General features: G+C 62.0%; 22 protein-coding genes. 8 read left to right on the forward strand and 14 right to left on the reverse strand.

Going from position 1 to position 26946, the window contains the following annotated elements; translation table 11 throughout:
* Positions 1 to 29: 29 nt before the first annotated feature.
* The 6 genes from C2E25_RS08425 to C2E25_RS08450 form a co-directional block, all read right to left on the reverse strand.
* Positions 30 to 992, reverse strand: coding sequence for a branched-chain amino acid ABC transporter permease (locus C2E25_RS08425; protein WP_420094623.1), 963 nt, complete (start codon positions 990 to 992; stop codon positions 30 to 32).
* 5 nt (positions 993 to 997) lie between these two features.
* Entirely contained in the window at positions 998 to 1903 is a 906-nt protein-coding gene (locus C2E25_RS08430) for a branched-chain amino acid ABC transporter permease (protein ID WP_103115320.1), read from the reverse strand.
* Positions 1904 to 1986: 83 nt separating this feature from the next.
* On the reverse strand, positions 1987 to 3201 hold the full coding sequence (locus C2E25_RS08435; protein ID WP_103115321.1) for an ABC transporter substrate-binding protein: 1215 nt from the start codon (positions 3199 to 3201) through the stop codon (positions 1987 to 1989).
* A 35-nt stretch (positions 3202 to 3236) separates the two neighbouring features.
* Positions 3237 to 3953: an ABC transporter ATP-binding protein gene (locus C2E25_RS08440; protein WP_103115322.1), complete on the reverse strand. Its 717-nt coding sequence runs from the start codon at positions 3951 to 3953 to the stop codon at positions 3237 to 3239.
* A complete protein-coding gene (locus tag C2E25_RS08445; protein WP_103115323.1) occupies positions 3946 to 4701 on the reverse strand; it encodes an ABC transporter ATP-binding protein in 756 nt (251 codons plus the stop codon). Before C2E25_RS08445 ends, C2E25_RS08440 begins: the two co-directional genes overlap by 8 nt.
* A 122-nt stretch (positions 4702 to 4823) precedes the next feature.
* Entirely contained in the window at positions 4824 to 5585 is a 762-nt protein-coding gene (locus tag C2E25_RS08450) for a 3-hydroxybutyrate dehydrogenase (RefSeq protein ID WP_103115324.1), read from the reverse strand.
* A 316-nt stretch (positions 5586 to 5901) separates the two neighbouring features.
* On the opposite strand from C2E25_RS08450, the gene C2E25_RS08455 reads away from it, so the two are divergent.
* Positions 5902 to 7320 (forward strand): sigma-54 interaction domain-containing protein, encoded by a 1419-nt coding sequence (locus tag C2E25_RS08455; RefSeq protein WP_233189381.1) that lies wholly within the window; start codon positions 5902 to 5904, stop codon positions 7318 to 7320.
* Between the two features lie 7 nt (positions 7321 to 7327).
* Here C2E25_RS08455 and C2E25_RS08460 read toward each other — a convergent pair whose 3' ends face one another.
* Both C2E25_RS08460 and C2E25_RS08465 read right to left on the reverse strand, forming a co-directional pair.
* The gene (locus C2E25_RS08460; RefSeq protein ID WP_103115325.1) at positions 7328 to 8704 is read right to left on the reverse strand and encodes a sigma-54 interaction domain-containing protein; all 1377 of its coding nucleotides are present in this window, start codon (positions 8702 to 8704) and stop codon (positions 7328 to 7330) included.
* Positions 8705 to 8838: 134 nt separating this feature from the next.
* A complete protein-coding gene (locus tag C2E25_RS08465; protein ID WP_103115326.1) occupies positions 8839 to 10191 on the reverse strand; it encodes a 3-oxoacid CoA-transferase in 1353 nt (450 codons plus the stop codon).
* Positions 10192 to 10583: 392 nt separating this feature from the next.
* Between C2E25_RS08465 and C2E25_RS08470 the strand changes: the two genes are divergently transcribed.
* The 7 genes from C2E25_RS08470 (at position 10584) to C2E25_RS08500 (ending at position 19614) form a co-directional block, all read left to right on the forward strand.
* The gene (locus C2E25_RS08470; protein ID WP_103115327.1) at positions 10584 to 11147 is read left to right on the forward strand and encodes a LutC/YkgG family protein; all 564 of its coding nucleotides are present in this window, start codon (positions 10584 to 10586) and stop codon (positions 11145 to 11147) included.
* 111 nt (positions 11148 to 11258) lie between these two features.
* Complete coding sequence (gene ldhH / locus C2E25_RS08475) at positions 11259 to 13403, forward strand: L-lactate dehydrogenase (quinone) large subunit LdhH (protein ID WP_103115328.1); 2145 nt, start codon at positions 11259 to 11261, stop codon at positions 13401 to 13403.
* A gap of 44 nt (positions 13404 to 13447) precedes the next feature.
* On the forward strand, positions 13448 to 14560 hold the full coding sequence (locus C2E25_RS08480; protein WP_103115329.1) for a hypothetical protein: 1113 nt from the start codon (positions 13448 to 13450) through the stop codon (positions 14558 to 14560).
* Between the two features lie 5 nt (positions 14561 to 14565).
* A complete protein-coding gene (locus C2E25_RS08485; protein WP_103115330.1) occupies positions 14566 to 15039 on the forward strand; it encodes a hypothetical protein in 474 nt (157 codons plus the stop codon).
* 1 nt (position 15040) lies between these two features.
* A complete protein-coding gene (gene ggt / locus C2E25_RS08490; RefSeq protein WP_158247195.1) occupies positions 15041 to 16882 on the forward strand; it encodes a gamma-glutamyltransferase in 1842 nt (613 codons plus the stop codon).
* Positions 16883 to 16960: 78 nt separating this feature from the next.
* A complete protein-coding gene (locus C2E25_RS08495) occupies positions 16961 to 18961 on the forward strand; it encodes a sensor histidine kinase (protein ID WP_103115332.1) in 2001 nt (666 codons plus the stop codon).
* On the forward strand, positions 18961 to 19614 hold the full coding sequence (locus C2E25_RS08500; protein ID WP_103115333.1) for a class II aldolase/adducin family protein: 654 nt from the start codon (positions 18961 to 18963) through the stop codon (positions 19612 to 19614). The genes C2E25_RS08495 and C2E25_RS08500 overlap by 1 nt, the downstream gene beginning before the upstream one ends.
* A gap of 178 nt (positions 19615 to 19792) precedes the next feature.
* Here C2E25_RS08500 and C2E25_RS08505 read toward each other — a convergent pair whose 3' ends face one another.
* The 6 genes from C2E25_RS08505 to C2E25_RS08530 all read right to left on the reverse strand — a co-directional run bounded on the left by C2E25_RS08505 (position 19793) and on the right by C2E25_RS08530 (position 26857).
* Positions 19793 to 21730, reverse strand: a complete 1938-nt coding sequence (locus C2E25_RS08505; RefSeq protein ID WP_103115334.1) for a response regulator — start codon at positions 21728 to 21730, stop codon at positions 19793 to 19795.
* 122 nt (positions 21731 to 21852) lie between these two features.
* A complete protein-coding gene (mltG, locus tag C2E25_RS08510) occupies positions 21853 to 22830 on the reverse strand; it encodes an endolytic transglycosylase MltG (RefSeq protein WP_233189382.1) in 978 nt (325 codons plus the stop codon).
* A 164-nt stretch (positions 22831 to 22994) separates the two neighbouring features.
* Entirely contained in the window at positions 22995 to 23585 is a 591-nt protein-coding gene (plsY, locus tag C2E25_RS08515; protein WP_103115336.1) for a glycerol-3-phosphate 1-O-acyltransferase PlsY, read from the reverse strand.
* A gap of 91 nt (positions 23586 to 23676) precedes the next feature.
* Positions 23677 to 24969: an ABC transporter ATP-binding protein gene (locus tag C2E25_RS08520; protein ID WP_103115337.1), complete on the reverse strand. Its 1293-nt coding sequence runs from the start codon at positions 24967 to 24969 to the stop codon at positions 23677 to 23679.
* Positions 24966 to 25961 (reverse strand): FecCD family ABC transporter permease, encoded by a 996-nt coding sequence (locus C2E25_RS08525; RefSeq protein WP_103115338.1) that lies wholly within the window; start codon positions 25959 to 25961, stop codon positions 24966 to 24968. The genes C2E25_RS08520 and C2E25_RS08525 overlap by 4 nt, the downstream gene beginning before the upstream one ends.
* Positions 25958 to 26857, reverse strand: a complete 900-nt coding sequence (locus C2E25_RS08530; RefSeq protein WP_103115339.1) for an ABC transporter substrate-binding protein — start codon at positions 26855 to 26857, stop codon at positions 25958 to 25960. Before C2E25_RS08530 ends, C2E25_RS08525 begins: the two co-directional genes overlap by 4 nt.
* Positions 26858 to 26946: the final 89 nt, after the last annotated feature.

The raw sequence follows: 26946 nt of genomic DNA on the forward strand, positions 1-26946 counted from the left end.
GTCAAGTTTCTCCCTCAGGCATATGTTCGTCAATCGTTCTGTCCGGGCGGTCGGGTCCTGATTTTTTCAAGCACTTCGCCGACAAAGCCGCGCCGGAAAGAAAGAACGCAGACTACGAAGGTGACGCCGATGACCACGGTGACCCATGAGCCGAAAGCGCTCAGTTCCGCCTGCAGGGCGACCACGGTGAAGGCTCCCACCACAGGGCCCAGTACCGTGCCGAGTCCCCCGAGCAGGGTCATCAAGACCACTTCCCCGGAGGTGTGCCAGCTGACATCGGTCAGCGAGGCCAGTTGAAAGACGAGCGATTTGGTTGCGCCGGCCGTCCCGGCCAGCGAAGCTGAGATGACAAAGGCCAGCAGCTTGAGGCGTTCCACCTTGTATCCCAGGGAGATCGCCCGCGGTTCGTTTTCCCTGATGGCTTTGAGAATTTGACCGAAAGGGGAGTGAATTGCCCGGTGGATGATCCAGAAGCCGATACAGAAGATAATGAAAACGAAATAGTAGAGGTTGAGCTCCAGCGGTTTGCCGGCGACATGATACGTGTGGCCCAGGTCGACCAGCCCCAGGAACATGCCGCGAGGGACGTCCTGCAGGCCGTCCTCGCCGCCGGTAAAAGGCGCCTTCAGGGCGATAAAGTAGATCACCTGGGCCAGGGCCAGGGTAATCATGGCGAAATAGATCCCCTGGCGGCGGATGGTCAGGATGCCGAAGATATAACCCATCAGTCCGGCAGCCAGGGTTCCGACGATCACCCCGAGTTCCGGAGTCAGCCCGGCGTTTTTGACCAGGTATCCGGTGACATAGGCGGCTCCGCCGAAAAACGCGGCGTGGCCGAAGGAGAGCAGCCCGGTATAGCCGATCAACAGGTTGAAGGCGCAGGCGAACAGGGCGAAGCAGAGCAGCTGCATCACGAACACCGGGTAGATCAGGAAGGGAGCCGCCAGTCCCGCTAGAAACAATGCTGCCCACAGTTTACGGTTCACGGATATCTCCTTCACTGTTCCTTGCCGAAGAGGCCTTCCGGTTTCACCAGCAGCACCAGTATCATCATGAAGAAGATCACCGTGTTGGCGGCTGGAGGATAGATCACTTTCGTCAGCCCTTCGAGCATGCCGAGGGAGAGCCCGGTACAGATTGAGCCCATGATCGAACCCATGCCGCCGATGACGACCACGGCAAAGACGGTGATGATCAATTCAGAACCCATGATGGGGCTGACCGAATAAATCGGCGCCGCCACCACCCCGGCAAAGGCCGCCATCCCCACGCCGAAGCCATAGGTCAGGGTGATCATGAGCGGGACGTTGATGCCGAAGGCCTGCACCAGGCTGGGATTTTCCGTGCCGGCACGAAGGTAGGATCCGAGCTTGGTGCGTTCGATCACGAACCAGGTGGCGAAACAGACCGCGAGCGAGATGGCGATCGACCAGAGTCGGTAGGTGGGGAACATCATGAATTTCAGGTTGACCGCCCCACGCAGGATTTCCGGTTTGCCGTTATAGGAAATCCCTGAAACATTGAAGTAATTTGTAAACACCCCCTGAAGAATCAATGCCAGCCCGAACGTGAGCAGCAGGCCGTACAGGTGGTCAACCTTGTACAGACGTCTGAGCATGGTTTTTTCGATGAGAACCCCCAGGAACCCGACCACCAGGGGGGCGACGAGCAGGGCCGTCCAGTAGTTCATGTGAAAGTCCGGCATGCCCAGCAGCGGGCCCAGTTCGTTGTAGCCGAGCAGGGCCACGAAGGCGCCGAGCATGTAAAGGGCGCCGTGAGCGAAGTTGATAATGTTCAGCAATCCGAAAATAACGGCCAGCCCCAGGCTGAGAATGGCGTAAAAGGCGCCGATATTCAGTCCGAGCATCAGTTGCGCCAATACGACTTGATAGGATAGATGCATTGCGGGCTCTCCGGGTTTGCTGTCCGGTCCCGGCGCGAAGCGGACTTCGCGCCGGGACCGTCAACCCTGTTGATCGTGATTTATTATTTCTTCACCGTGGAGCAGCTGCCTTCGGCAAGGGACATGAACGCCTCGTCGCCGGGCACTTGTTTGATGACCTTGAGCAGATCCCAGGGTGCCTTCGATTCGGAAGGTTTCTTCACTTCGACCAGGAACATGTCGTGGACCATGGAGCCATCGGCGCGCAGATGACCGTTGATGGAGAAGAAATCATTGATTTTCATGCCGCGCATCGTCTTCATGACGGCGTCGGGGTTGTCGGTGCCGGCTTTCTTGATCGCCTTGAGATAGGTTGTGACGGCGGAGTAGACCCCGGCCTGGTTCATGGTCGGCATGGAGCCTGTCTTGGCAAAGTAGCGCTGTGACCATTTGCGGGAAGCCTCGTCGCGGTCCCAGTAGAAGCTGGTCGCGAAATTCATCCCCTGGGCGACGTCGAGACCGAGACTTTTGACATCGCTCAGGAAGACCAGCATCCCGGCGATTGTCTGCCCGCCCTGAACGATACCGAACTCACGCGCCTGTTTGACGGCGTTGATGAAATCGCCGCCGGCGTTGGCCAGGCCGATAACTTTGGCTCCGGAGGCCTGGGCCTGCAGCAGGTAGGAGGAGAAGTCCGAGGTGGCCAGGGGGTGGCGGACCTGCCCGAGAACCTTTCCTCCGTGAGCCTTGACAAACGCGGCGGTGTTCTTTTCCAGGGAATGGCCGAAGGCATAGTCGGCGGTGAGGAAAAACCAGCTCTTGCCGCCGGTATCAACGATGGCGCCACCGGCGACCTTGGGAAGAGCATAGGTGTCGTAGACATAGTGGACACCGTAGGGGCTGCAGTGCTCATTGGTCAGCGTGGTGCTGCCCGCGCCGGTGGCGATGGAGATCACCTTTTTCTCCGTACCGATTTTCTGGACTGCCAGGGCGCATCCTGAGTTAAGCAGGCCGGTGATCATGTCGACATGATCGGTGTCGGCCCATTCTCGCGCCTTGGTCGAGGCGATATCCGCTTTGTTCTGATGGTCGGCGGAGATGAGTTTGATCGGTTTGCCGAGAACCTTGCCGCCGAAGTCCGCGATGGCCATTTTCGCGGCGGTCACGCTCCCTTTGCCGCCAATGGCGGAATAGACCCCGGACATATCGGTAAGCACGCCGATTTTTACGACATCCGTGGAAATGCCGGCAGCACCGGCAACCATGGCCATCCCGAGAATGGTTGTGCCCGTGACAAACTGCATAAGCCTTTTTTTCATGATGACGCTCCTTTTTTCATTGAATGAATCTTGCGTTAAACCCCGAGATAGCCGCTGAGCCGTTCCATGCTCGCTCCCAGGGCCTCCATTGGAATCATCTCCACGATATTTCCGTGGTCAACCACGTAGTGACGGTCGGCCAGGTCTGCGGCAAAATGAAAATTCTGTTCCACGAGAATAATGGTGAATCCACGTTCCTTGAGTTGGCGGATCAGTTTTCCAAGGGCCTGAACGATGACCGGCGCGAGGCCCTCGGTGATTTCGTCGAGCAGCAGCAGGTCGGCACCGGTGCGCAGAATACGCGCCATGGCCAGCATCTGTTGTTCTCCCCCGGACAAACTGGTGCCCATGCTCTTTCTGCGCTCCAGCAGGTTGGTAAAGAGCGTGTAGATTTCCTCCAGGCTCATCCCGCCGCTTTTCACGACCGGAGGCAGCAGCAGGTTTTCCTCCACGGTGAGCCGGGAGAAAATTCCCCGTTCCTCGGGGCAGTACCCCACCCCCAATCGGGCGATGCGGTAAGGGGGGAGCTTTATCGTTTCCCTCCCCGCGATGCGGATTGAGCCGGAACGGCGTCCCACCAGCCCCAGGATTGATTTGAGAATTGTGGTTCTGCCCGCCCCGTTGCGGCCGAGCAGGGTGACCAGCTCTCCCCGGCGCACCGAGAAGTCGATGCCGTGCAGAATGTGCGACTCGCCGTAATGGGCGTGCAGGTTCGATACGGAAAGCAGTTCTTGAGTCTGGGTTTCAGGCATGCACGCTCCCCATGTAGGCTTCCATGACTTGCGGATTTCGCGAGACTTCGTCGTATTCACCTTCGGCCAGGATGGAGCCCCGTTGCAGTACGGTGATCCGGTCGGCCAGGCTCGCAACCACCTTCAGGTTGTGTTCAACCATCAGGATCGTACGGTTTTGCGCCACTTTGCGCACCAGTTCGGTGATTTTTCCCACGTCTTCAGCACCCATTCCCTGGGTTGGTTCATCGAGGAGCATCAACTCGGGGTCAAGAGCCAGGGTCGTGGCGATTTCCAGAGCCCGTTTCTGTCCGTAGGCAAGTTCCTCGGTATGGTGATGGGCCAATTCTTTCAGGCCGACGGAGTCCAGCAGTTCGAAGGCCCGTTCAGTCAGGATGTCGAGACTCGATACCGGTTTCCAGAAGTGATAGCAGGTGCCGAGTCGACGCTGCAGCGCGATCCTGACATTCTCGAAAGGGGACAGTTTCGGGAAGACGGCAGAAATCTGGAAGGAACGGATGATCCCGCGCAGGGCGACATCTGCCGGTTTTTCCCGGGTGATGTCCTTGCCCTTGAACAGAATGCTCCCCGATGAAGGGATAAGAAATTTTGTCAGCAGATTGAATACTGTTGTCTTGCCGGCGCCGTTGGGGCCGATCAGGGCGTGAATCGAACCTTTCCTGACCTTGAGGTTGACTTCACTGACGGCGGTGAACCCGGAAAAATCCTTGGTCAGGTCACGCGTTTCGAGAATGTATTCTGCGCTCATAGCGACGGTCATTTCTTCGGGGTGGAACAAGTAAAAGACGCATTGTGCAACGAAGTCGCCACCGCCTCTGCAGTCCCGGTCATCATGGAGGATGGGCCCGCGACGGTGAGGAGTCGGTTCAGTCAGTTGGCGGTCCAGCCGCAGTCGATGGTCAGCATTGATCCCGTGATGCAGGCCGCGGCATCGGAGCAGAGATAGGTGACGAGGTTGCCGATTTCGCCCGGTTCAATGAGTCGTTTAATGGCCGCTTTTTTCAACATGATCGCGTCGATGACTTCGTCGCGCGGAATCCCGTGGGTTGCGGCCTGGTCGTCGATCTGGGCATCAACCAGCGGGGTGCGGACATAGGCCGGACAGATCGAATTGACCGTGATCCCCTGCGGGCCGCCTTCAAGCGCGGCCGTTTTGGTCAGGCCGGCCAGGCCATGTTTGGCACTGATGTAGGCGGCCTTGAATTCCGAGGCGCGCAGGCCGTGGACCGAGTTGATGTTGATGATCCGCCCCCAGCCATGTTCACGCATGCTCGACCAGAGGTGTTTGGTCAGCAGGAAGGGGGCGGTCAGCATCAGGTTGATGATGAAATCCCATTTGTCCTCGGGAAACGTCTCGATGGCGGCGACATGCTGGATACCGGCGTTGTTGACCAGGATGTCACAGCGGCCGAAGCGGTCGAGGACCATGTCGGTCAGCACCCTGCATCCTTGACGGTTGCTCAGGTCGGCTGCGATGAAGGTGCCGTTAAGGCGTCGCGCGGCCACTTCTCCCGTCTCTTTGTTGATGTCGGCCAGGACCACGGTACGGCCGGAGGCGGCCAATGCTTCCGCCGCCGCTAATCCGATGCCGCCGCCGGCGCCGGTTATCAGGGCAACTTGCTGTTCAGGCATAGGTTTTGTTTTCCTCCTGAGGCCGGTGTTCCATTAAATTTCCTTTTGACAAAACAACGTTATGTATATCTTTCGATGGTTCATAAGGCAATGGCCGTGCCAGTCCTGAAAAGTGTTTATGTTGTTTGTTGTGCTCTCTAAAAACATAGAAAAAACAAAGTGTTATGTATGTTTTTCGGGGTACTGTACCCTCCTTGTACGATGACTCGAAAGTGTCGCTGTCAGGCGACATGTAGGCGATTGACTACAGCTTTATGTTTGCCGTATGATTGGGGCGAAATAAAAAGCTGTTTAATATTGAGAGAGGGAACAGGATTTGAAGGGTTTTGAAGAAGATCTGCCACGGGGGTTGTCTGAACAGCTGCGCGGGCTTGGCGATCGTTTGAAGATGGCCGACCTGATTTTCGATCATATCGAAAACGGGGCGGTGGTGACGGATGCCGATGGCTATATCCTATATTTCAACCGGCCTTACGCGAAGTTCCTGGGGATTGAGGGGGAAGAGGCGATCGGCAGGCATGTCACCGAAATTCTGGCCAGCAGCCGCATGCATATTGTCGCTAAAACCGGCAAGGCCGAAATTAATGAAATATTCACCGCCAAGGGCCATGACATGGTGGTCCAACGCATCCCGATTTTCGAAAATGACAGGGTCGTTGCGGTTTTCGGCCAATTAATGTTCAAGGAAGTCAGTGATGTCGGTCGGTTGGCGAGAAACCTGAGCGTACTGGAGTCAAAACTGAAGCTCTATGAAAAGGAGCTGACCTCGTTGCGTGCCGCCCGCTACAGTTTTGACAGCATCTACGGTTCCAGTCCTGCACTGCTCGCGCTCAAAGAGGAGGCACGCAAGGCCGCCTTTACCGACCTGCCGGTTTTGCTGACGGGGGAATCGGGAACCGGCAAGGAATTGTTTGCCCAGGCGATTCATCAGTCCAGCCCCAGGCGTCGCGGTCCGTCGATCAATATCAATTGTGCCGCCATTCCCAAAGAGCTGTTCGAGTCGGAGTTGTTCGGTTATGCCGGTGGCGCCTTTACCGGCGCAAGTTCGGGCGGAAAACCGGGAAAATTCGAGCTGGCTGATGGCGGAACCCTGTTTCTGGATGAGATCGGCGAGATGCCGCTCGATCTGCAGCCCAAGTTGCTGCGGGTGGTGGAAGAGAAGGTTTTCGAGCGGGTCGGCGGTAATCAGGTGATCAGGAGCGACTTCAGGATCATTGCCGCAACCAATCGGGATCTTGCGGAAATGGTCAGGCAGAAAGAGTTCAGGGAGGATCTCTTTTATCGGCTGAATGTTGTTTCGCTCAATATCCCTCCGTTGCGGGAACGGAAGGGGGATATCGTTTCGTTGGCCCGACACCTGTTGGACAAGATTGCCGGAAATCATCCCGGTTCGCACTATCGATTGACCGAAGCGGCAGAGCGCGTCCTGGCAAATTATCACTGGCCCGGCAATATCCGGGAATTGCTGAATGTTCTGGAAAGAACGGTTTTTACAATTGAGGGGGACAGCATCGATGCCTGTGACCTGCCCTTTTATCTGAGCCGTCCGGTCGCCGTCAGGGCGAGGGGGACGCAATGGAGTCTCCAGGAAGTTGTAGCCGAGGCAGAGCGCGAGGCGTTGCGCAATGCGTTGAAGGTCAGCGGCAACAACAAGGCTCGGGCGGCGAAGCTGCTCGGTATTCACCGGACCGTGCTTTACAAAAAGATGACCAGGTACAAGATTCCGCTGAATTGAACCGGGTCTATGCCGGAAGGGTCGGAGGGCGGGAACTGTTGTCTGTCGATTCGCCGATCTTGTGCCGGCGCAGTTTGCGCGCTGCGGTCGCCTGGCTGATGCCGAGGGCGGCGGCGACCCTGCGGGTGGTGCGGTGCTTCTCCCAGGCCCTTTTCAGGATCTCCGCCTCGTGGTTTTCCAGCTGGCGTTTCAGGCTGCCCTGTCCGTTGGCCGGGGCGGTCGGCAGGCCGCAGTTCTCCGGGGTGAGAACGGTTTCCGTCGAGGTGACCACCAGCCGTTCGATGAAATTTTCCAGTTCGCGGATATTTCCCCGCCAGGGGAGCTGCTCCAGGTGGGTCAGCAACGGGGGGGAGAGCTGTTTGAAACTGCGATATTTGCGGTTGAAGCGTTCGACAAAGGCGTCGGCCAGCAGCGGGATATCCTCTGGACGCCGGCGCAGCGGCGGCAGAGTGATCGGTACCACGTTGAGGCGGTAGTAGAGGTCTTCCCGGAAGCGGCCGGCGGCGACCATCTCCAGCAGGTTGCTGTTGCTGGCGGCGATCACCCGGACATCGACCTTTTCGGCCCGATTGCCGCCGATGCGGAAGAACTCCCGCTCCTGCAGCACGCCGAGCAGTTTCGACTGCAGGTGCAGGGGCAGTTCGGCGATTTCGTCGAGGAACAGGGTGCCGCCGTCGGCCAGGGTGAAGCGCCCGTCGCGGCCCTTGCGGTCGGCGCCGGTGAAGGAACCGGGGGCATAGCCGAACAGCTCGGCTTCGAGCAGGGTTTCCGGGATGGCGCCGCAGTTGACCTGCAGAAAGGGCCCTTTGCGCCGTTCGCTGGCGCGATGCACCAGTCGGGCGAGCAGGCTCTTGCCCACCCCCGACTCGCCGCTCAGCAGCAGGGTCGAGTCGGTGGGCGCCACCCGCAGGGCGAGGTCGAGGACCTGCTGCATCTGGGGTGAACAGGTGACCAGGTCCTCTTCTTCGAGCGTGGCGCCGCGGGCGGTGTCGGCGTCGACCGCCCGGCTGTAGGAGACCACGGTCAGATCCCAGATGGTGTTGATAATCAGGCGGATGCTGCCGTCGTCGTGGAACAGCGGAATTCCCCTGACCAGCAGCTTGCGGCCGGTGCTGGTCGAGTAGGTGGCGGTCACCGGCTTCTTTTTCTCCAGTACCAGCAGCGAGGCGCTGCCGGAGAATTCGCGGTTCGGGCCGACCATGTCGCGCAGATTGCGACCGACCAGCTCGGCGTTGGAAAAGCCGCTCATCTCCTCGAAGGTCCGGTTGACCCGGATGGTGGTTCCCTCGCCGTCGACCAGGTAGATGCCGTTGGCGACATGGTCGAAGGTCAGTTCCAGCAGTTCCCGGTCGAGGGGCGGCAGGTTGTCGAGGTGATGGGTCATGGTTGTCTGTTTAACGCAGAGACGGAGAGGAGCAGAGACGCAGAGAAAAATCGATCTCTGTATTCGGGCCCCAAAGTCTTGGGCTTGTTCTCCGCGTTCTCTCCCTCTCTCCCTCTCTGCGTTGAAAAAGAAGGTTACAGGTTCACCGCGAACTCACAGCCGGTACACGCCTGCAGTTCTTCCAGCGAGCTGAAGGGCGAGATTTCAATCAGGGTCAGGCCTTTTTCGGCATCCGCCTCGAACACCCCCTTGTCGGTGACCAGCAGATCGACGACGTTCTTGCCGGTGATCGGCAGGCTGCATTCCGGAAGGATTTTCGGACTGCCGTCCCGGGCGCAGTGGTCCATCATCACCACCACCTTCTTGACCCCGGAAACCAGGTCCATGGCTCCGCCCGGGCCCTTGACCATCTTGCCGGGAATCATCCAGTTGGCCAGGTCCCCGGTGCGGGAGACCTGCATGCCGCCGAGTACCGAGAGGTCGACCTTGCCGCCGCGGATCATGGCGAAGGACTCGGCGGAATCGAAGAAAGCCGCGCCGTCGATGGTGGTGATGGTCTGCTTGCCGGCATTGATCAGGTCGGCGTCGACCTCCTCCTCGGTGGGGAAGGGACCGATGCCGAGCAGGCCGTTCTCCGACTGCAGGATGATGTCGACGCCCGCGGGGATGAAGTTGGCGACCAGGGTCGGCATGCCGATGCCGAGGTTGACATAGGCGCCGTCGGTCAGTTCGCGGGCGACCCGTTTTGCCATCCATTCCCGTTCCGGCTTGATTCCTGCTCCGCCGGTGCCGCTTACCGCCAGGGTGCGCTGCTCGATCGGTTTTTCAAAGGAGGCGCCCAGCAGGATGCGGTCGACATAGACGCCCGGAAGGTGGACCTGGTCGGGATCGAGCTCCCCGGCTTCGACGATCTGTTCGACCTCGGCGATGGTGACCCGGCCGGCCTTGGCGCAGGCGGCGTTGAAGTTGCGGGCGGTCTTGCGGAAGACCAGGTTGCCGGCCTTGTCCGCCTTCCAGGCCTTGATGATCGCCAGGTCGGCGGTCAGGCTTTCTTCCTGGACATAATCCTTGTCGCCGAAACGCTGCACCGGTTTGCCCTCGGTCAGCTTGGTGCCGTAGCCGGTGCGGGTGAAGAAGGCCGGGATCCCGGCGCCGCCGGCCCGCAGTTTCTCGGCCAGGGTGCCTTGCGGGGTCAGTTCCAGTTCGAGGTCGCCGTCGAGGAACTGTTTTTCAAAGGTGGCGTTCTCGCCGACGTAGGAGGAGATCATCTTTCGGATCTGCCGGGTCTGCAGCAACAGGCCGAGACCGAAGTCGTCAACCCCGGCGTTGTTGCTGATCACTGTCAGTCCCCTGGCGCCCGAGTCGCGCAGGGCGGTGATCAGGTTCTCAGGAATCCCGCAGAGTCCGAAGCCGCCGGCCGCTACGGTCATGTTGTCGCTGGTGAGGCCCTCCAGGGCCTTGGCTGCATCATGAAAAATCGGTTTCATCAGTTAAACTCCTTGTGTTAGACCTGCCTGAACAGGCCCGGATTCAGGTCGGGATGAAAGTTGTCTCGGTATGCCTCAGCAAGTCCTGTTCCGGAACTGAAAAAACCAGCAAGAACAACGAGTTATCAGTCGGCGGCTGTTTCTGGCAAGACTGTTTGACGCATTTATGAATCAACAGTTGCCGGATATTGGTGATTTATGCCCCTTTTTTTCGACAAAAGCAACCTCGATTCAGAAACAATTCATCGATTCATTTATGAGTCAATAATTGCAGGTTCAACGACAAGGAGGGGGGTGAGAAAACGATGTTTTGAATTTTTTCTTGACCTGGGATTTTGTCCTGAATATGATAAGACCAATTATTGGTAAGACCAATTGTGATTGAGGTACCCATGAACGAGACAAACCTGATCCGGACTTTCTGCGATGCCGCCGAAGCGGTCGGTGCCGAGATCCTGCGCCCCGCGGGATCTGAGCAGGCGCTGGGGATGATTCGCGAGCTGGCGACCGGTCCGGTCGCCCTGCCCGCCTTCCCGAGTGGTGAACGTCTCGGCCTGGCTGCGGGACTGGCCGGACTTGGCATCGAACTGCTTACCGGTGACCTGCGCGCCGGCGCGGCGGCTGCCGCCCTCGGCATCACCGGCGTCAATTTCGCCCTGGCGGCGACTGGGACGTTGGTGCTGGAGAGTACCCCCGAGCCGATCCGTCTCGCCAGCACCCTGCCGGAGCGCCACGTCGCCCTGCTCGATCCGAAGAAAATCATCCCTGATCTGGTGGCGGCCACTCCGCTGCTGCGGCAGTTTCACCAGCAACAGCCGCAGAACTATCTTGCCTACATCACCGGTCCGTCGCGCACCGCTGATATCGAACGGGTCCTGACCATCGGCGTGCACGGCCCGAAGGAACTGTATATTCTGCTGCTGGAAGGGTTGTCGGACGATCCGCTGGAGATGTGAGAATTTTTAAAGGCGGCCAAAGGTAAAGAGCTGAAAGGCGGCCAAAGGCTAAAGGTTAAAGGCCAAAGTTTTTCCCTTAGCCCTTGGCCCTTAGCCGATTTTGGGTGACTTATGAAAACACGCACAAAACAATACAAGCAGCGCGTCGATGCGGCGCTGGCGACCCCGAAACTGCAACAGGCGCTGCACCAGTTCGGCGATGCCTACCTGCTGGCACGGGAAAAGGCCTTCGAGGGTTTTGATTTCGAACAGTTGCGCGCGGATGTGGCGCAGATGAAGGATTGTGTTCTGGTTGATCGGCAGCAGCTGCAGGAGCAGTTCATCGCCAACGCCGAAGCCGCCGGGGCAAGGGTTTTCCTGGCGAAGACCGCCGAGGATGCCAACCGCTACATCGCCGATTTGGTTCGCGAGCGGGGCGTCAGGCTGGTGGTGAAGAGCAAGAGCATGGCCAGCGAGGAGATTCACCTCAACCGGGCGATCGAAAAGACCGGGGCGAAGGCGCTTGAGACCGATCTCGGCGAGTGGATCATCCAGCTCGCCGGACAGCGGCCGAGCCACATGGTGATGCCGGCGATTCACATGTTCAAGGAAGAGGTGGCTGAGCTGTTCAGCAAACAGACCGGCCGCGAGGAACCGGCCGAGATCGAACACCTGGTCCAGGTCGCCCGCGAGCAGCTGCGTCAGGGCTATCTTGAAGCCGACATGGGTATCTCCGGGGCCAACCTGGCGATCGCCGAAACCGGAGGTATCGCCCTGGTGACCAACGAGGGCAATGCCCGGCTGGCCACCACCCTGCCGAAGATTCATGTCGCCCTGGTCGGTATCGAGAAACTGGTGCCGACCCTGGAAGATGCCGCCAGGGTGCTGCAGGTGCTGCCGCGCAACGCCACCGGTCAGCAGCTCACCTCCTATGTCAGCTGGATCCGCGGCGCGGTGCCCTGCGACGGGAAGGCGAAGGAGCTGCACATCGTCCTGCTCGACAACGGCCGCGGCGCCCTGGCCGAATCGGACAAATGCCGGGACGCCCTGCGCTGTATCAAGTGTGGCGCCTGCGCCAATGTCTGCCCGGTCTACCAGAGCGTCGGCGGGCATGTCTTCGGCCATATCTACATCGGCGCCATCGGCATTATCCTCACCGCCTTTTATCACGGCCTCGACAAGGCCGCCGAACTGGTGCGGGCCTGCATCGGCTGCCGTGCCTGCGTCAGCGTCTGTCCGTCGCGGATCGATCTTGAGGGGATCATCCTCCACCTGCGCGAAACCCTCGGCGACGAGGAGGGTGTCGGCGCAGCCAAGTCGCTGGTGTTCCGCAAGGTGCTGCGCAACCGGGCGCTGTTTCATACCCTGCTGCGCACCGCCGCCAAGCTGCAGAAGCCGGTCACCAGGGGCGAGCGCACCATCCGCCACCTGCCGCTGTTCTTCAATTCTCTGACCGAATGGCGCAGTCTTCCCGCCATCGCCGACAAGCCGCTGCGTGATACTTTCGCCGCTATTCCGCAACAGATCGGGAAGCCGCAATACACCGTTGCCTTCTTTGCCGGCTGCCTGAACGACTTCGTCTACCCGGAGATGGGCGAGTCCCTGGTCAAGGTCCTCAACCGCCTCGGGGTGCGGGTCACTTTTCCGAAAAAGCAGAACTGTTGCGGCGTTCCGGCCCTCTATTCCGGCGACCGGGAGACCGCCACCGAGCTGGCGCGGCAGAATGTCGAGGCGCTGCTCGCGGGCTCCCCCGATTTCATCGTCACCACCTGCCCGACCTGTACCATGGCCCTGCAGCGTGATTTCGTCGATCAGCTCAAGGATAACCCGGCCTGGGCGGCCCGCGCCGAGGAACTGTCGGCGAAGACCATCGATGTCGCCCGCCTGATCCACCAGTACCTCGACGCCGGAGATGTGCTGGGCGAGGTGGCCGAGAAGGTCACCTACCACGATTCCTGCCACCTCAAGCGCGGCGCCGGGGTCTGGCAGGAACCGCGCGCACTGCTCGAACAGAGTGGCCGGGAACTGGTCGAGATGGCCCATGCAGATCGCTGCTGCGGCTTCGGCGGCAGCTATTCCTTCTCCAGTCACCCGGAGATCGCCCGCAGGATTCTCGACGACAAGCTGCATGATATCGAACAGTCCGGCGCGACCTGCGTCGCCATGGATTGTCCCGGATGCCTGCTGCAGATCGCCGGCGGTCTCGACAACCGGCGCTCGAAGGTGCGCGCGCGTCACACCATTGAACTGCTGGCGGAATCGGTGGGTAAGGGGTAAGATGGGGGACGTCTGACATTCTTCTCTCCAGCCCCGGAAGCCCCATGACGTTTTCTTCCACCGCCATCAGTTCCCATCCCGCCTTCATCTCCCGGCAGCAACTTCGACAGATGCTGGGATGTATGCGTGCCCTTTATCGGTTGCAGGCCTGCCCGGCATATCGCCGCGAGGTCGAGGCCGAACTGCCGGCATCGGCTCGCTTCGATCCCGGGCACGACGCGGTGATGATGGGTTACGATTTTCACCTGAGCGATGATGGCCCGCGACTGATCGAAGTCAACACCAATGCCGGCGGTGCCATGTATGCCTATTTCGCCGCCCATCCGGAACAGATCGGCAAATGCCCGCCGCCGGGGCCGTTCCCGCGCCGACTGCTGGAAACCTTCTGGCGGGACTGGCGGGCCTTCAGCGGTGGGCAGTCGCCACGGCCCCGACGGCTGGTGATTCTGGATGAGAAGCCCGAAGAGCAGCATCTCTATCCCGAGATGGTCTGTTGCCGCAGCCTTTTCATCCAGGCCGGACTCAGGTGTGACATTGCTGATCCGGAGGAACTGGAGGCTTCCGCGGAGGGGGTGTTCCTGGCCGGAGAGCGGGTCGATTTCATCTACAACCGGCACTGCGATTTTTATCTTGAGAGCGATGCCATGGCCGGACTGCGCCGGGCCTATCTGGCCGGGAGAATCTGCCTGTCGCCCCATCCGCGTGCCTACGGACTGCTGGCCGACAAGCGGCGCATGGTACTCTGGTCCGATCCGGAGCGCCTGGCCGGGTATGGCCTGCGCCCGGAAGAGCGTGAATTGATTCAGCACTGCCTGCCGATGAGCCGCCTGCTGGCGGATCTCGATCCCGAGAGCGCCTGGCGTGACCGTAAGAAAATGATTTTCAAGCCGGTCGGGCGTTATGGCGGCAAGGGGGTGCTCAGCGGCCGATCCATCACCCGCAAGCGTTTTGCCATCCTGCCGCCGGCGGAAACCCTGGTGCAGGCCGAGGTGCCGCCGTCGATGACCGGCGGAGGAGATGAGCGGTTCAAGACCGATTACCGGGTCTTCGCCTACCGGGACCGGGCGATCGGCATCGCCGCCCGGCTCTACCGGGGGCAGGTGACTAATCTGCAGACGCCCGGCGGCGGCTTTGCCCGGGTCGAACTGGCGGATTGAGCCGGATGGCCCTGCTGGCCGTTGATCTCGGTCTGCGCACCGGGTTGGCCTGTTATGGCCGTGAAGGACGGTTGCTCTGGTACCGTTCCAGTAACTTCGGTCGGCCGGGACGATTGCGGCGGGCTATCCCCGGTATTGTTGCCGGGATCCCGAACCTCTCTCATCTGGTCATGGAGGGGGGCGGCCCCCTGGCCGAGATCTGGCGCCGGGAAGCCGAACGTCAGCGGCTGGAGATTCTGCAGTTCAGTGCCGAGCAATGGCGCCGGGACCTGCTGCTGCCGCGTCAGCAGCGCAGCGGCGTCGACGCCAAACGTCATGCCGACGAACTGGCTCGGCAGGTAATCGCCTGGTCGGGTTTGAAGCGTCCGACCTCGCTGCGGCATGATGCCGCCGAAGCGATCCTGGCCGGCCTGTATGCCGTCCGGCGGCTTGCCTGGATTCCCGACGCAACCGCGTTGCCGGACGCGTCGCGAGGTTGATATGTGTCGTCTCTGCTGTCTGCTGCTGGCCCTGGGTTTATCGATCGCGGCCTGTCACGCTCCGCAGCCTCTGCAGCCGACGTCTGAATCGTCCTCCCCCGTTCAGGACGAACCGTCTGCCGCGCAAGTGATCCCTCCAGGGCAGGTGCCGCCGGACGAGCGACCACCCGTGGTGACGCCGGACATCTCCCTTGAGCCGCTCGAAAAAATTTCCCCGGTTGCGCCGTCAGCCCCGGTGTTTCCGGTTGCCGCCGAGGAGCCGTTTGGAGTCGTGGCCGCTGTTCATCCGTTGGCGGTGGCCGCCGGAATGCGGGTGTTGAGCGGCGGCGGAAACGCGGTGGACGCCGCCGTTGCCGCAGCGCTGACGTTGGGCGTGGTGGATGGCTATAATTCCGGGATCGGCGGCGGCTGCCTGATCCTGGTGCGGGCCTCCGGGGGCGAACTGCTGGCTATCGACGGACGTGAAACGGCGCCGCGGCTGGCCGATCGCGAGATGTTCCTGCACACTGGCGAGGCCGACCCCGACCTTTCGCGCAACGGGCCGTTGGCGGTCGGCACGCCGGGAACCCTGGCCGCTTACCGGCTGTTGCTTGACAAGGCCGGAACAAAAAAACTGTCCGACCTGATCAGGCCTGCCGCCGACCTGGCGGAGCAGGGTTTTCTGATCGATGGGCGCTACGCGGACCGCCTGCGGCGGGTCGCCGGACGATTGAAACGTGACCCCGGCAGCGCGGCGATCTTCCTCGATCGCCGGGGGCGTCCCTGGCCGGCCGGGCATCGTCTGCGCCAGCCCGATCTCGCCGCCAGTTATCGCAGCATCGCCCGCGAGGGAATTGCCTGGTTCTACCGCGGCGCCTATGCGCGCTCTCTTGATCGCTGGATGCGCGCTCACGGCGGAGTGCTGCGTTTCGCCGACCTGGCAGATTATCGCCCCGTTCACCGCCAGCCGATCCGCAGCGGTTACCGCGGACTGACCATCGTCGGTTTTCCGCCGCCTTCCTCGGGAGGAGTTCTCGTTGCCGAAATTCTCAATATCCTGCAGCATTTCCCCCTCGCCCGGTTGCCGGCAGGTCCCCGCCTGCATCTCGTTGCCGAGGCCGAAAAACGGGCCTTCGCCGACCGCGCCTTCTGGCTCGGGGACGCTGATTTCGTTCCGGTTCCGCGGGGGCTGCTGGACAAAGGCTATGCCGCGGAACTGGCTGCCGGAATCGATACCGAGATGGCGACCCCGGTGCCGGTGGCCGGTACGCCACCACGGGCGGCGAGCGACCTGTTCGAACACCACACCACCCACATCGCCGCTGCCGACCGGGCCGGCAACTGGGTCGCCATCACCGCGACCCTCAATACCAGCTTCGGCGCCAAGGTTGTGGTTCCGGGCAGCGGCATCGTCCTCAACAATGAGATGGATGACTTTGCCGTAGCACCGGGGGTGCCCAACAGTTTCGGCCTGGTCGGTGCCGAGGCCAACAGTGTCGCGTCCGGCAAACGACCGCTGTCGAGTATGAGCCCAACCCTGGTTCTGCAGGGGAAAAAACCGATTCTGACCCTTGGTGCCGCCGGCGGACCGACCATCATCAGCCAGGTTGTCCAGGTGTTGATCAACCGTTTTGATCTCGGGATGACCCTTCCCGCTGCGGTTGCGGCGCCTCGCATTCATCACCAGTGGCGTCCCGACCGGCTGCGGGTTGAGCGGCGGCTGTCTCTGCCGGTGCGCAGAGTGCTGGAAAAAGCTGGTCACCGGCTGCAGACGCGTGGCACCATCGGCGTTACCCAGGCGGTCGGCCGCGATCGGGAAGGTCACCTGCGGGCGGTGATCGACCCGCGGCTGCAGGCGGAGTGATGTCGATATTTTTCAGCGGCGTTCTCTTTTCTCTGCTACACTTCCCGTCAAACCCCACTCCTCCGCGATTCGTTGTTCATGACGCTGAAAAGTAAGATCATTCTCCAGACCTCCCTGCTCTGCCTGATCCTCTGGATCGGTGCCTGCTACCTGTTCCTGGGGACCTACCGTGTGCAGCAGAAACTGCGTTTTTTTACTTCGGCCGCCGATTACCTGATTGCGGTGGCCGATATCGACCTCGCTCTTTCCAGTGAGCAGCGGTTCCTCTGGTCGCGGCTGGCGGGAGGAGGGACGCTGCCCGGCAAGACCCTCGAACAGCGGCAGCAAAGAGTTATCGCCGCTTTCGAACGGACCCTGGCCGTGATTGAACGCCAGCGCTCTCTCGGTGTCGTCGGCGAGGATGATGACCTCGCCCGGGTCAGGAGCCTGTTCGAGCTTTACAATCTCTGGCGGCAGCGCAGCCGTGATTTGCTGAAGGCTGATTCCCATGTCCGCCGTCTGACCGAAACGGCCCGCGTGCTGCTCGGGGATCAACTTTTTCCCGGCCTTGAGGAGGCCGCTGAAGACGGGGTCGGTGAAGTCCATGAGGCGTATGCCGATCTTGAAGAAACCCTCGGTTTTTTCCCTTGGATGCAGGCCGGGGCCCGGCAGCGCATTCGTGACATCAATGCCGATCTCGCCTTCGTCATTGACGGCAACCACGTCTATGCCCTGCTCAACCGCCAGTTTGCGGTCCTGCAGGCCTACCGCGTCAACGGCCAGAAAGAAGACCTGGTCCGTTTTCAGGAACTCTTTGCCTTGACGGAAGATGCTCTCAGCCGCTGGCAGGGGCAGTCGCTGGAGCGGCTGCGGTTGAATGTTGATGATCGCGTGCGGTCCCTCGATCTGGACAAGGTGAAGGCTGTCGAAGAGGGTTACTCACTGCTGCGGGAACTGGTCGGCGAGGCCCTGCTGCCGATACCGGTCGAGAAGGCGGACGAGGCGCTCAAGAGCGTGGTTCACCGGATCGAGGGACTGATTCAGGGAAGCCTGCGACCGACGGTAATGGCATCCCTCAAGAGCGGGGTCGAGAGTATCCATCAGACATCAACCATCACCAACCAGGTGGGGGCGGCCGCCTTTGCCGTTCTGTTGCTGCTCATTATCGTGCAGTCGCTTCGCTGGGTTCGTGACCTGCTGCGTTCTCTCGATCGGCTGCGGGTCGGTATCGCGGCCTTCCAGTCCGGGGACCTGGACCATCGGGTCGAGGTCGTCGGACGGGACGAATTTACCGACCTGGCCCGATCGCTCAACCTGATGGCTGAACAACTGCAGTCCAGCCGCCAGGAAATCGGCGACCTGAATGTCTCCCTGGAACGCAAGGTCGGGGAGCGGACACGGCTGCTTGAAGAGGTCAACCGTGAGTTGAAGGCTTTCAACTACATGGTCTCCCACGACCTGCGCAACCCCCTCTCGGCGGTTCTCGGCCTCAGCCAGGTGCTGCTGGAAAAGGCGCGGCGGAACCGGGATGAAGATCAGGTGCCTCTGCGGCACGTGGTCGAGGGAGCCGAGCGGATCGACAGGACCATCGATGCCCTGCTCAACCTGTCGCAGTTCGGCTGTCGGCCCTTGCGTTACGATGCGGTCGATCTCGCCCTGCTGGCGGGGAAGGTCAGGGAGGAACTGCAACTGATTCATGGCGGGTTCATGCTGGATTGCCCCTGTCCGGGGGGGCTGACGGTCGCCGCTGATCCTGACCTGATGCGGCTGGTGATGGAAAACCTGATACAGAATGCCCTCAAGTATGCCGTTGCCGATCGTGAGTTGCGTATCGAGGTCGGCAGGACCGATACCGAAAAAGGAACGGTTTTCTATGTCAGGGACAACGGCCGGGGGTTTGATCCGTCCGCTGCCGACGACATGTTCGCGCCTTTCAGCCGCCTGCACGAGGAGTCGGGGATTGAAGGTAAAGGGATCGGGCTGGCGATCGTGCAGCGCATCATTCGTCGCCATGGCGGTGATGTCTGGGCTGAAGCGACGCCGGGGGAAGGCGCCTGTTTCTACTTCACCATCGGTTTGCCGCAGACAGGAGAGTCCTGATGAGTGATCCTCGTGAAGGAGTCATCAAGTTTGAGCTCGATTACCGGCAGGGACCGGCCCCGGCACGGGAGCTGGTGACCGGCCTCAATGCCTGGCGGCAGATTCTTTGTCGGCTCGGTCTGCTTGGGCAGGATCCCGACCGCTACCAGGGGCTGGGTTTCGGCAATGTCAGTTGCCGGGTCGGCGCCTTTGCCGGTGAGGCCCGCCGGCGCCGGTTCATCATCAGCGGCAGCCAGACCGGCATGCTCGAACAGCTGACCCCGGAGCATTTCGTCCTGGTGGACGAGTGCTGTCCAGAGACCAACCACATCAGCGCCCGCGGGCCGATCAGGCCCTCCTCGGAATCCTTGACCCACGGCGCCCTCTACGCCGCCGACAATCAGCTGCGGGCGGTGCTGCACGCCCATTCCCCGGAAATCTGGCAGGCGGCCGTGACTCTCGGTCTGCCGGTCACCGATCATCGCATTGCCTACGGCACCCCGCAGATGGCGGCCGAGATGCAGCGTCTCTATGCCGATCCGGCGGTCCGCGATGGCGGTCTGATCGTCATGGGCGGCCATGAGGATGGAGTGGTCAGTTTCGGTCCGGGTCTGGATGTTGCCGGCCAGGTGATGGTCCGGACCCTGGCGCGGGCCCTGGCGGTGATCCGCTAGCAGGCTGAAGAAAAACGCCCATCTGCGGCGTTGTCCTTCCCCGCGTCAACGACGTACCTTCCGGTACGCCTTATTCCGCGGGGGTACGGACGCCTTGCATCTGGACATTTTTGCTCAGCCCGGGGAAAGTGTCTTTTTCAACACCCTGCCAGGCAGGGACGGGAGTCTGGAACGTCTTCTAGCCGAACATCCGCTTGAACAATCCCTTCTTTTCCTGTTCACGTTTTTCCCGCAGCTGTTTCAGGCCGCGACGGGCGAGTCTCTGCCGCGGATCGAGCTTCAGCGCCTTGCCGAACTCGGCCTCGGCGAGGGAATCCTGGCCGGCGTCGAGGTGTATCCAGCCCTTGTAGGCGAAGCCTTCGCTGCTGCGCTCCAGGGTCAGGGCGCGGGCCAGCAGCTGCCGCGCCTTGTCACGCATCGCCCGGCTCTGGGCGTTATTGGGATTTTTGTAGATTACCCAGGCGAGGTTGGCGAGATAGATGCCGTTGTTGGTGTCGATGTTGCAGGCATCCTGCAGGGCTTTTTCGGCCTCCTCCCATTCCTCCATGGCAAGGAATGTCAGTCCCGACTGGAACTGGATCCGGGCCTGGAACCGTTCATCTCCCGCTTCCCCCAGGCCGACCTTGTCCGAGCCGAGCAGCTGGTCGTAATTCTCCTTTTTAACCACGTCGGAGAGGGTGTTGTAGGCGTTGCTGACGGTTGACAGGATCTCTTCGACCAGTGCCGCTTCCTCGCCGCCGAGCTGCATCAGCGTCTCCGGACCGAATTTGCGGGTCAGTTTGAAGTAGCGCTGTTTGAGCAGGTCGAAGGAGAACTCGCCGCTGCGCAGCCCGAAGACTTCATAATAGTTTTTGCCCTGCAGTTCGGCATGGGCGCGGCGGACTTCCGCGGCCAGTGAGTTGTCGCTGCTCTCAGTCGACGCGGCGTTCTCCGCCGGCATGACGAATTCGGCGGATTCATCTTCGCCGGCAAGGACATCACCGAAGTTTTCCAGTTTTTCTTCGACGGCGTCAGCTTCGATCTCGAGATCGTTGAACAGGGTTCTGACCGGTCGTTCTCCCGGCTCGGCGGCGGGGATCGGCCGCACGGCAAAGCGGATCATTTCCAGCTTGTCGAGGGTGTGCAGCAGAGCCCGGCCGATGTCGAGTCCCGCGAGGGCCGCCTGCAGCGTCTGTTGGCCGTCAAGGCGCGGCAGAAGTTTTTTTTCTTCCTCTTCCAGGCACAGGAAATTGATGTATCGGTAGTAGTTGTCAGCCAGGGCGACGTACTCGCCACCGTGCCGTGTCAGCAGCCCGTCGCCGGTCGGCGGGTGATGATGAAAACCTTCGTAGAGGACGCGCGGGACGTTGACCGCGACCACCTGCAACCGCGGCGGAAGCCGGTACGGGCGTCGGTTGACTCCGAGGGGTGGGAGGGTGAAGCAGGCCACCAGTTCGGTACTCAGCCAGGCGAGTTTTTCCTGCAGCAGGTCGGGATAGGTGAGGCAGCCCATTTCAACCAGGGCGGTGTGACGGCCTTTGTCAGCGTGTCGGTACCAGGCGTATTCTTCGGCGGAGAGCAGTCCCCGGCTCTGCAGCCAGGTACCGAAGTCGGGCTGGGTCATGCCCGGGGAAAGGGCGACCGGGCGGCCGTCGATCAGGTCGAGGTTGCAGTGCTGTTGCGGCGACCGCAGTTGCAGCCGGCCGCTGAAGCGGTCGAGGAAGGCGCCGGCCAGGATGTCGGCGAAGGGTTGTTCCGTGACCTCGGCCGGTTGCAGTTCGGCTTTGACCGCAGCCAGCAGTTCGGCCCCCTTGAAGGGTTTTTCAAGGTAATGGCGGACGCCCAGTTTGCGGGCCGCCTGAAGATACTTGTCACCCTTGTAGATGCCTGTCGCGATAATCACCGGCAGCGAGCGGGTCTTGGCGCTCTGGCGGAGCTTTTTCAGCAGCTCGATGCCGTGCAGTCGCGGCAGTCGCAGATCGAGCAGCAGCAGGTCGGGCGGCTGCCTGACGATGCGGGTCAGGGCGCTTACTCCGTCGGCAGCGATTTCACAGTCCAGGCCGCGGCGTTCCAGCAGAGTCTGCAGTGACGCCGCCAGTTGCGGGTTGTCTTCGGCGATGAGAATGCGTTTTTTCATGCGCTGCTCCTCCCGCCATTCCCCTCCTGCCGGAATGGAAAAATGCAGAAAATCAAGTTGGCAGTTATCAGTTGCCAGGACTGCCCAGCACCCAGCACTTGGCGCCTGGCGCTTAGCGCCGCCTAGCGCCCCAACTGATATTTTCGTACCGCCCGGTTGTGTTCCGCCAGGGTGCGCGAAAACTCGTGTGTGCCGTCTCCCCGGGCGACGAAGTAGAGATAATCGACAGCTGCCGGATTCGCGGCGGCTTCGAGGGCCGCCATCCCCGGATTGGCGATCGGTCCGGCGGGCAGCCCGGCCCGGGTGTAGGTGTTGTAGGCGGTCGGCGTTTCGAGGTCTCTGCGGGTCAGGTTACCGTCAAAGTTGCTGATGCCGTAGATCACCGTCGGGTCGGCCTGCAGCGGGATGCGACGCCGCAGGCGGTTGTGAAAGACCGCCGCGATCAGTGGCATCTCCGCATTGTTGCCGGCTTCTTTTTGCACAATTGAGGCCAGGATCACCAGCTTGCGGCGATCAAGGCCCCGGCGGGCAGCGGCGGCCAGCAGGTCGGGACCGAGCCGACGCTTGAACTCGTCGATCATCGCCTGCAGCAGCTGCCGTGGTGTGGTGGTCGTCTCCAGGGTGTAGGTTTCGGGAAAGAGATAGCCCTCAAGGCTGGAAACGCCGGGATCAAGCTGTTTCAGCAGCTTCGGGTCGGCGGCGGCACGCAGCAGGTCGTCGGCGCGGCCGAAGCCGGCCTGCTGGTAGCGGGCGGCGATCTCCACCAGCGTCAAACCCTCAGGGATGGTAAAACGGAAGTGCCGGACATCCCCGGCGACCAGTCGCTGCAGAATCTCACCGGGAGTTGCCGGTGTCGAAAACCGGTAGTCACCGGCGCGCAGTTTGGCAGTGACCCCGGTCAGTCGGCCGAGCAGACGGAACAGGATTGGATGGTCGATGACTCCGTTGTCGGCCAACTGTTGGCAGATCTGGCTGAAGCTGCTGCCGGCGGCAATATGCAGGTCGACAGTCTGCGGCGGGCTGACGGGGGTGGTGCGGAAATGGTGAAATTGCAGGCCGAAAAGGATGAGAAAAAGCAGCAGGACGGCCGGCAGGACCACTGCCAACCGGCGCCTGCGGCCACGAAGGGTGGATTTGTCAATGGGTGGCTTCAAAATGCTGGAATTCTAGTCAATAGGGGGACGAGTGTCAATTTGACAGCAGCTGGCAGTTTTGCTCCACTCCATCTCACATCTCACATCTCACATCTCACATCTCACGGCCCTTACGCCTTGAACCTGTTCTCCTGCCCCTTGATCAACCGATCGATGTTTTCGCGGTGCCGCCAGATGATGATGGCGCTGATGAACAGGGCGCCGGTGAAGATGGCGGTATCATTTCCGAGCAGCAGAATGCAGATCGGCATGGCGGCCGCGGCGCTGATCGATCCGAGGGAGACGTAGCGGGTTTTCCAGACCAGCCCGGCGAAGATGAAGACGGCAAGCAGCACCGACAGGGGGGAGAGCACCAGGAAAATGCCGAGGGCGGTGGCGACCCCCTTGCCGCCCTTGAAACCGAGATAAATCGGGTAGCAGTGGCCGAGGAAGGAGGCCGCCGCGGTCAGGGCGATGAGGGTGGTGTCGGCCGGGAAGGAAAGGCTGACCGTCAGCACCGGCAGCAGCCCTTTCAGGGCGTCACCGAGCAGGGTGATGATGCCGAGTTTGCGGCCGGCGGTGCGGTAGACATTGGTGGCGCCGATGTTGCCGCTGCCGGTTTTGCGGATGTCTTCGCCGCCGGTGAGGCGGGTGAGGATCACCCCGGTCGGAATGGCGCCGACCAGGTAGGCGGCGATGAGAATGAAGAAGGTTGTCAGCATGGTTGTTGGAACCTGAATCCGAGAGTTCATGATCGGGGAATCGCGGTTGCGATTCCCCCGATAAGATTCCTAGCATGACGAGGGGCAAATCTCAACCTGAATCAGGAGTTTGCTGCCGGTTGCCGGTCCCCTGGTTTGTCAGGCCTGGGAGCCGGAGCCTGGTGAGAACGGCTTCGGTATCGTCAACTGCTTCAGCGCCTGCTTTTCTCAGCGTCTGTATCTGTTCCCAGGCGTGTCCTCCCGTGAAATCCCGTTCGGCGCGGGGATCGACCAGCAGCACGGGCCGCTTTCGTTCCATGGTATGGCGAGCGAGTTCCAGCAGCGGCAGGTTGCCCGGTCCCCAGACGGTCGGCGCGATCACCAGCATCTCGGCCCGATCGCAGACTTCACGGGCCGCCTTGAGGGCGGTTTCACCGACCGGGCAGAAGGATTCTTCCAGGACTGTCTCCAGGTCCAGAACCGTTGCCAGTACCTGGTCGGAATCCCCCCGATTGAGGGGGCCGACACTGAGTTCGCATCCGGTCAGGTGCAGCCGGCGCAACAACTCGCCGCCGCTGCCGCCGCCGCAGAGCAGATGTATTCGAGGAAAGTTCAGGCCGCTTCTTTCGCGGCGCGCGACCGGGTAGGCACGCGGCGCGCCGCTGTAGGGGTTGCGTTCCACCCGTACCTCGACCCGGAACACCCGACGCAGGTTGGCGGGGGTAAAGACCTCGGCCGGGGTGCCGAGTGCCGCCGGGGCGCCGTCGTCGGCCAGCAGCAGGATGCGCCGGGAGGTTTCGGCCGCCAGGTCGAGATCGTGGGAGACCTGGATGATCGTGGTGCCCTGTTCCCGGTTGAGGCGCACCAGCAGTTCGGCGATCTCCAGCCGGTGATCAAGATCGAGATGGCTGGTCGCCTCGTCGAGCAGCAGCACCGGTGACTGCTGGGCCAGGGCGCGCGCCAGCAGCACCCGCTGCAGCTCGCCGCCGCTCAGGTCGGTGACCGGCCGTTCGGCCAGCTGCAGGGTATCGGTCAGCGCCAGGGCTTTTTCCACCGCCCGGCGGTCGGCGGAAGTGGCGACGGAGAGCCCGGAGCGGTGGGCGAAGCGTCCCATCGCCACCAGTTCCCCGACCGGGTAGGGAAAGGGAATCTGTGGTGACTGGGGGACCACCGCCGCCAGTTTTGCCATCGCCCTGCGGCCCAGTCGACAGGCCTCCCGCCCCCGCCAGAGAACCCTTCCGGACGCCGGTTTCAGGACGCCGCGAAGCAGCCGCAGCAGGGTCGATTTGCCGCAGCCGTTGGGCCCGAGAACAGCGAGAATTTCACCCTCTTCGATCCGCAGATCGAGACCTTTCAGGATCGGCCGGCGGCCGTAGGAAAAATGCAGTTGTTCAAGCCGGATCATTCGTTCCTCCCTTGCTGCCGGCGCAGCAGGTAGAGGAAGAAGGGCGCGCCGAGCAGGGCGGTGACCACCCCGACCGGAATCTCCGCCGGCGCCAGCAGAGTCCGTGCCAGGGCATCCGCCAGCACCAGGAAGGCGGCGCCGAGCAGGGCCGAAGCGGGCAGCAGGTGGCGGTGGGATGCCCCCCAGAGCAGCCGGGCCACGTGCGGAACGGTCAGGCCGACGAAACCGACCAGCCCGGCCAGGGCGACCGCGGCGGCGGTCAGCGCCCCGGCGGCGGCAAACAGCAGCAGCCGGGCCCGGCCGACTTCGAGGCCGAGATCAGCGGCGGTTTCCTCCCCCTGGGTCAGCAGGTCGAGGGCGCCGGACTGGGCCCAGAGACCGCAGAAGGCGAGTCCCGTCCAGAGGGCGGCCCAGGGCAGCCAGCCGACATCGGCCAGGGCGAGGTTGCCGGCCAGCCAGAAGACCGCGGTCCGCACCGGGTCGGCGGGCGCCATCCAGAGCAGGAACAACAGCAGTGCCGACGCCAGACTGCCGACCATCACCCCGGAGAGGATCAGGGTGTGGGGTGAGCCGCGATGGGCGCGGGCGATCCAGTAGACCAGCAGCAGCGCGCCGCAGGCTCCGGCAAAGGCCGCCGCGGGCAGCAGCAGCGGCGAGCTGAAGCCTAGAGTCAGCGCCGCCACCGCGCCGAGGGCGGCGCCGCCGGAGACGCCGAGGATATAAGGATCGGCCAGGGGATTACGCAGCACCGCCTGGAACGCGCTCCCCGATGCGCCGAGGGCGGCGCCGACCAGCGCCGCCAGCAGCGCCCGCGGCAGGCGGATTTTCAGGACGATGGCGGCATGGGTCGGTGATTCCGACCGTCCCAGCAGCACCGCCAGCAGTTCCGCCGGTGAGAGGGTGAGCGAACCGGCCAGCAGCGACAGCAGCAGGGCGACCGCCAGGGCGGCTGTCAGGATCGGCAGCCAGCCGAGGGCAGAGCGGGACTTCATGGCCGTTCCTCCACCCGCAGCGAGGCGGGGTCGAGATGATGAAAGGCTGCCGCCAGGGCCGTCAGCCCGAGCCCGAGGCGTGGTCCGGGGCGATGGACCCAGTCGGGGTTGACGCTGACAACGCGGCCGGTTTTCACCGCCGTCAACTCCGGCCAGGCGGAGAACAGGTCAGCCGGGTTGGGGGTGCCGGGATGGGGTGAGACGACGATCAGGTCCGGGTCGGCCAGCAGCAGCGCCTCGCTGCCCCAGGTCGGATAACGGCTGATACCGGCGGTCACGACATTTTCACCGCCGGCCGCCTCGATCAGGTCGCCGACCAGGGTCCCGGGACCGGCCACGGTCAACGGCCGGGTCATGACGCAGAACAGTACCCGGGGCCGGGGCAGGCCGGCCACCGCTTTTTCGACCCGGGTGACGGTGGTCGCCAGTTTTTCGGCCAGTTGCTCGCCGCGGGATGTCGCGCCGGTGACCCGGCCGATATTGCGGATCATGGTGATGGTCTGTTTGATGCCGCGCGGGTAGACGACATAGACGGTCAAGCCGAGCCCTTCCATTCGTGCCAGCAGGGCGGGGTTGGCGGAGTCGGCGGAGATGAAGACCAGGTCGGGCTGCCGCAACAGCACCGCTTCGAGGTTGGGATTGGAATAGCCGCCGACCTTCGGTTTGGCCAGCGCGGCCGGTGGCCAGTTGCAGAAGCGGGTGACGCCGATGACGCGCTCCTCCAGTCCGAGGGTGAAGAGGATTTCGGTTACCGCCGGCACCAGCGAGACGATGCGCTGCGGCTGTTCCGGGATCTCGACCCGGCGCCCCATGGCATCGGTCCAGACCGCCGCCCCGGCCGTGAGCGGCGAAAGGAGAAAACAGAGCAGCAGGCTGAGGGAGAGGATGCGCTTCACGAAGACCTCGGTTTTTTCCCCGGTCCATCCGGGGGGATCATTGTATGCGGAAACGGGGGACCTGTAAAACGGTGCCGTAAGGATGTCAC

Origin of the sequence: Geothermobacter hydrogeniphilus, from assembly GCF_002898515.1 — a bacterium.
Classification (GTDB): Bacteria; Desulfobacterota; Desulfuromonadia; order Desulfuromonadales; family Geothermobacteraceae; genus Geothermobacter_A.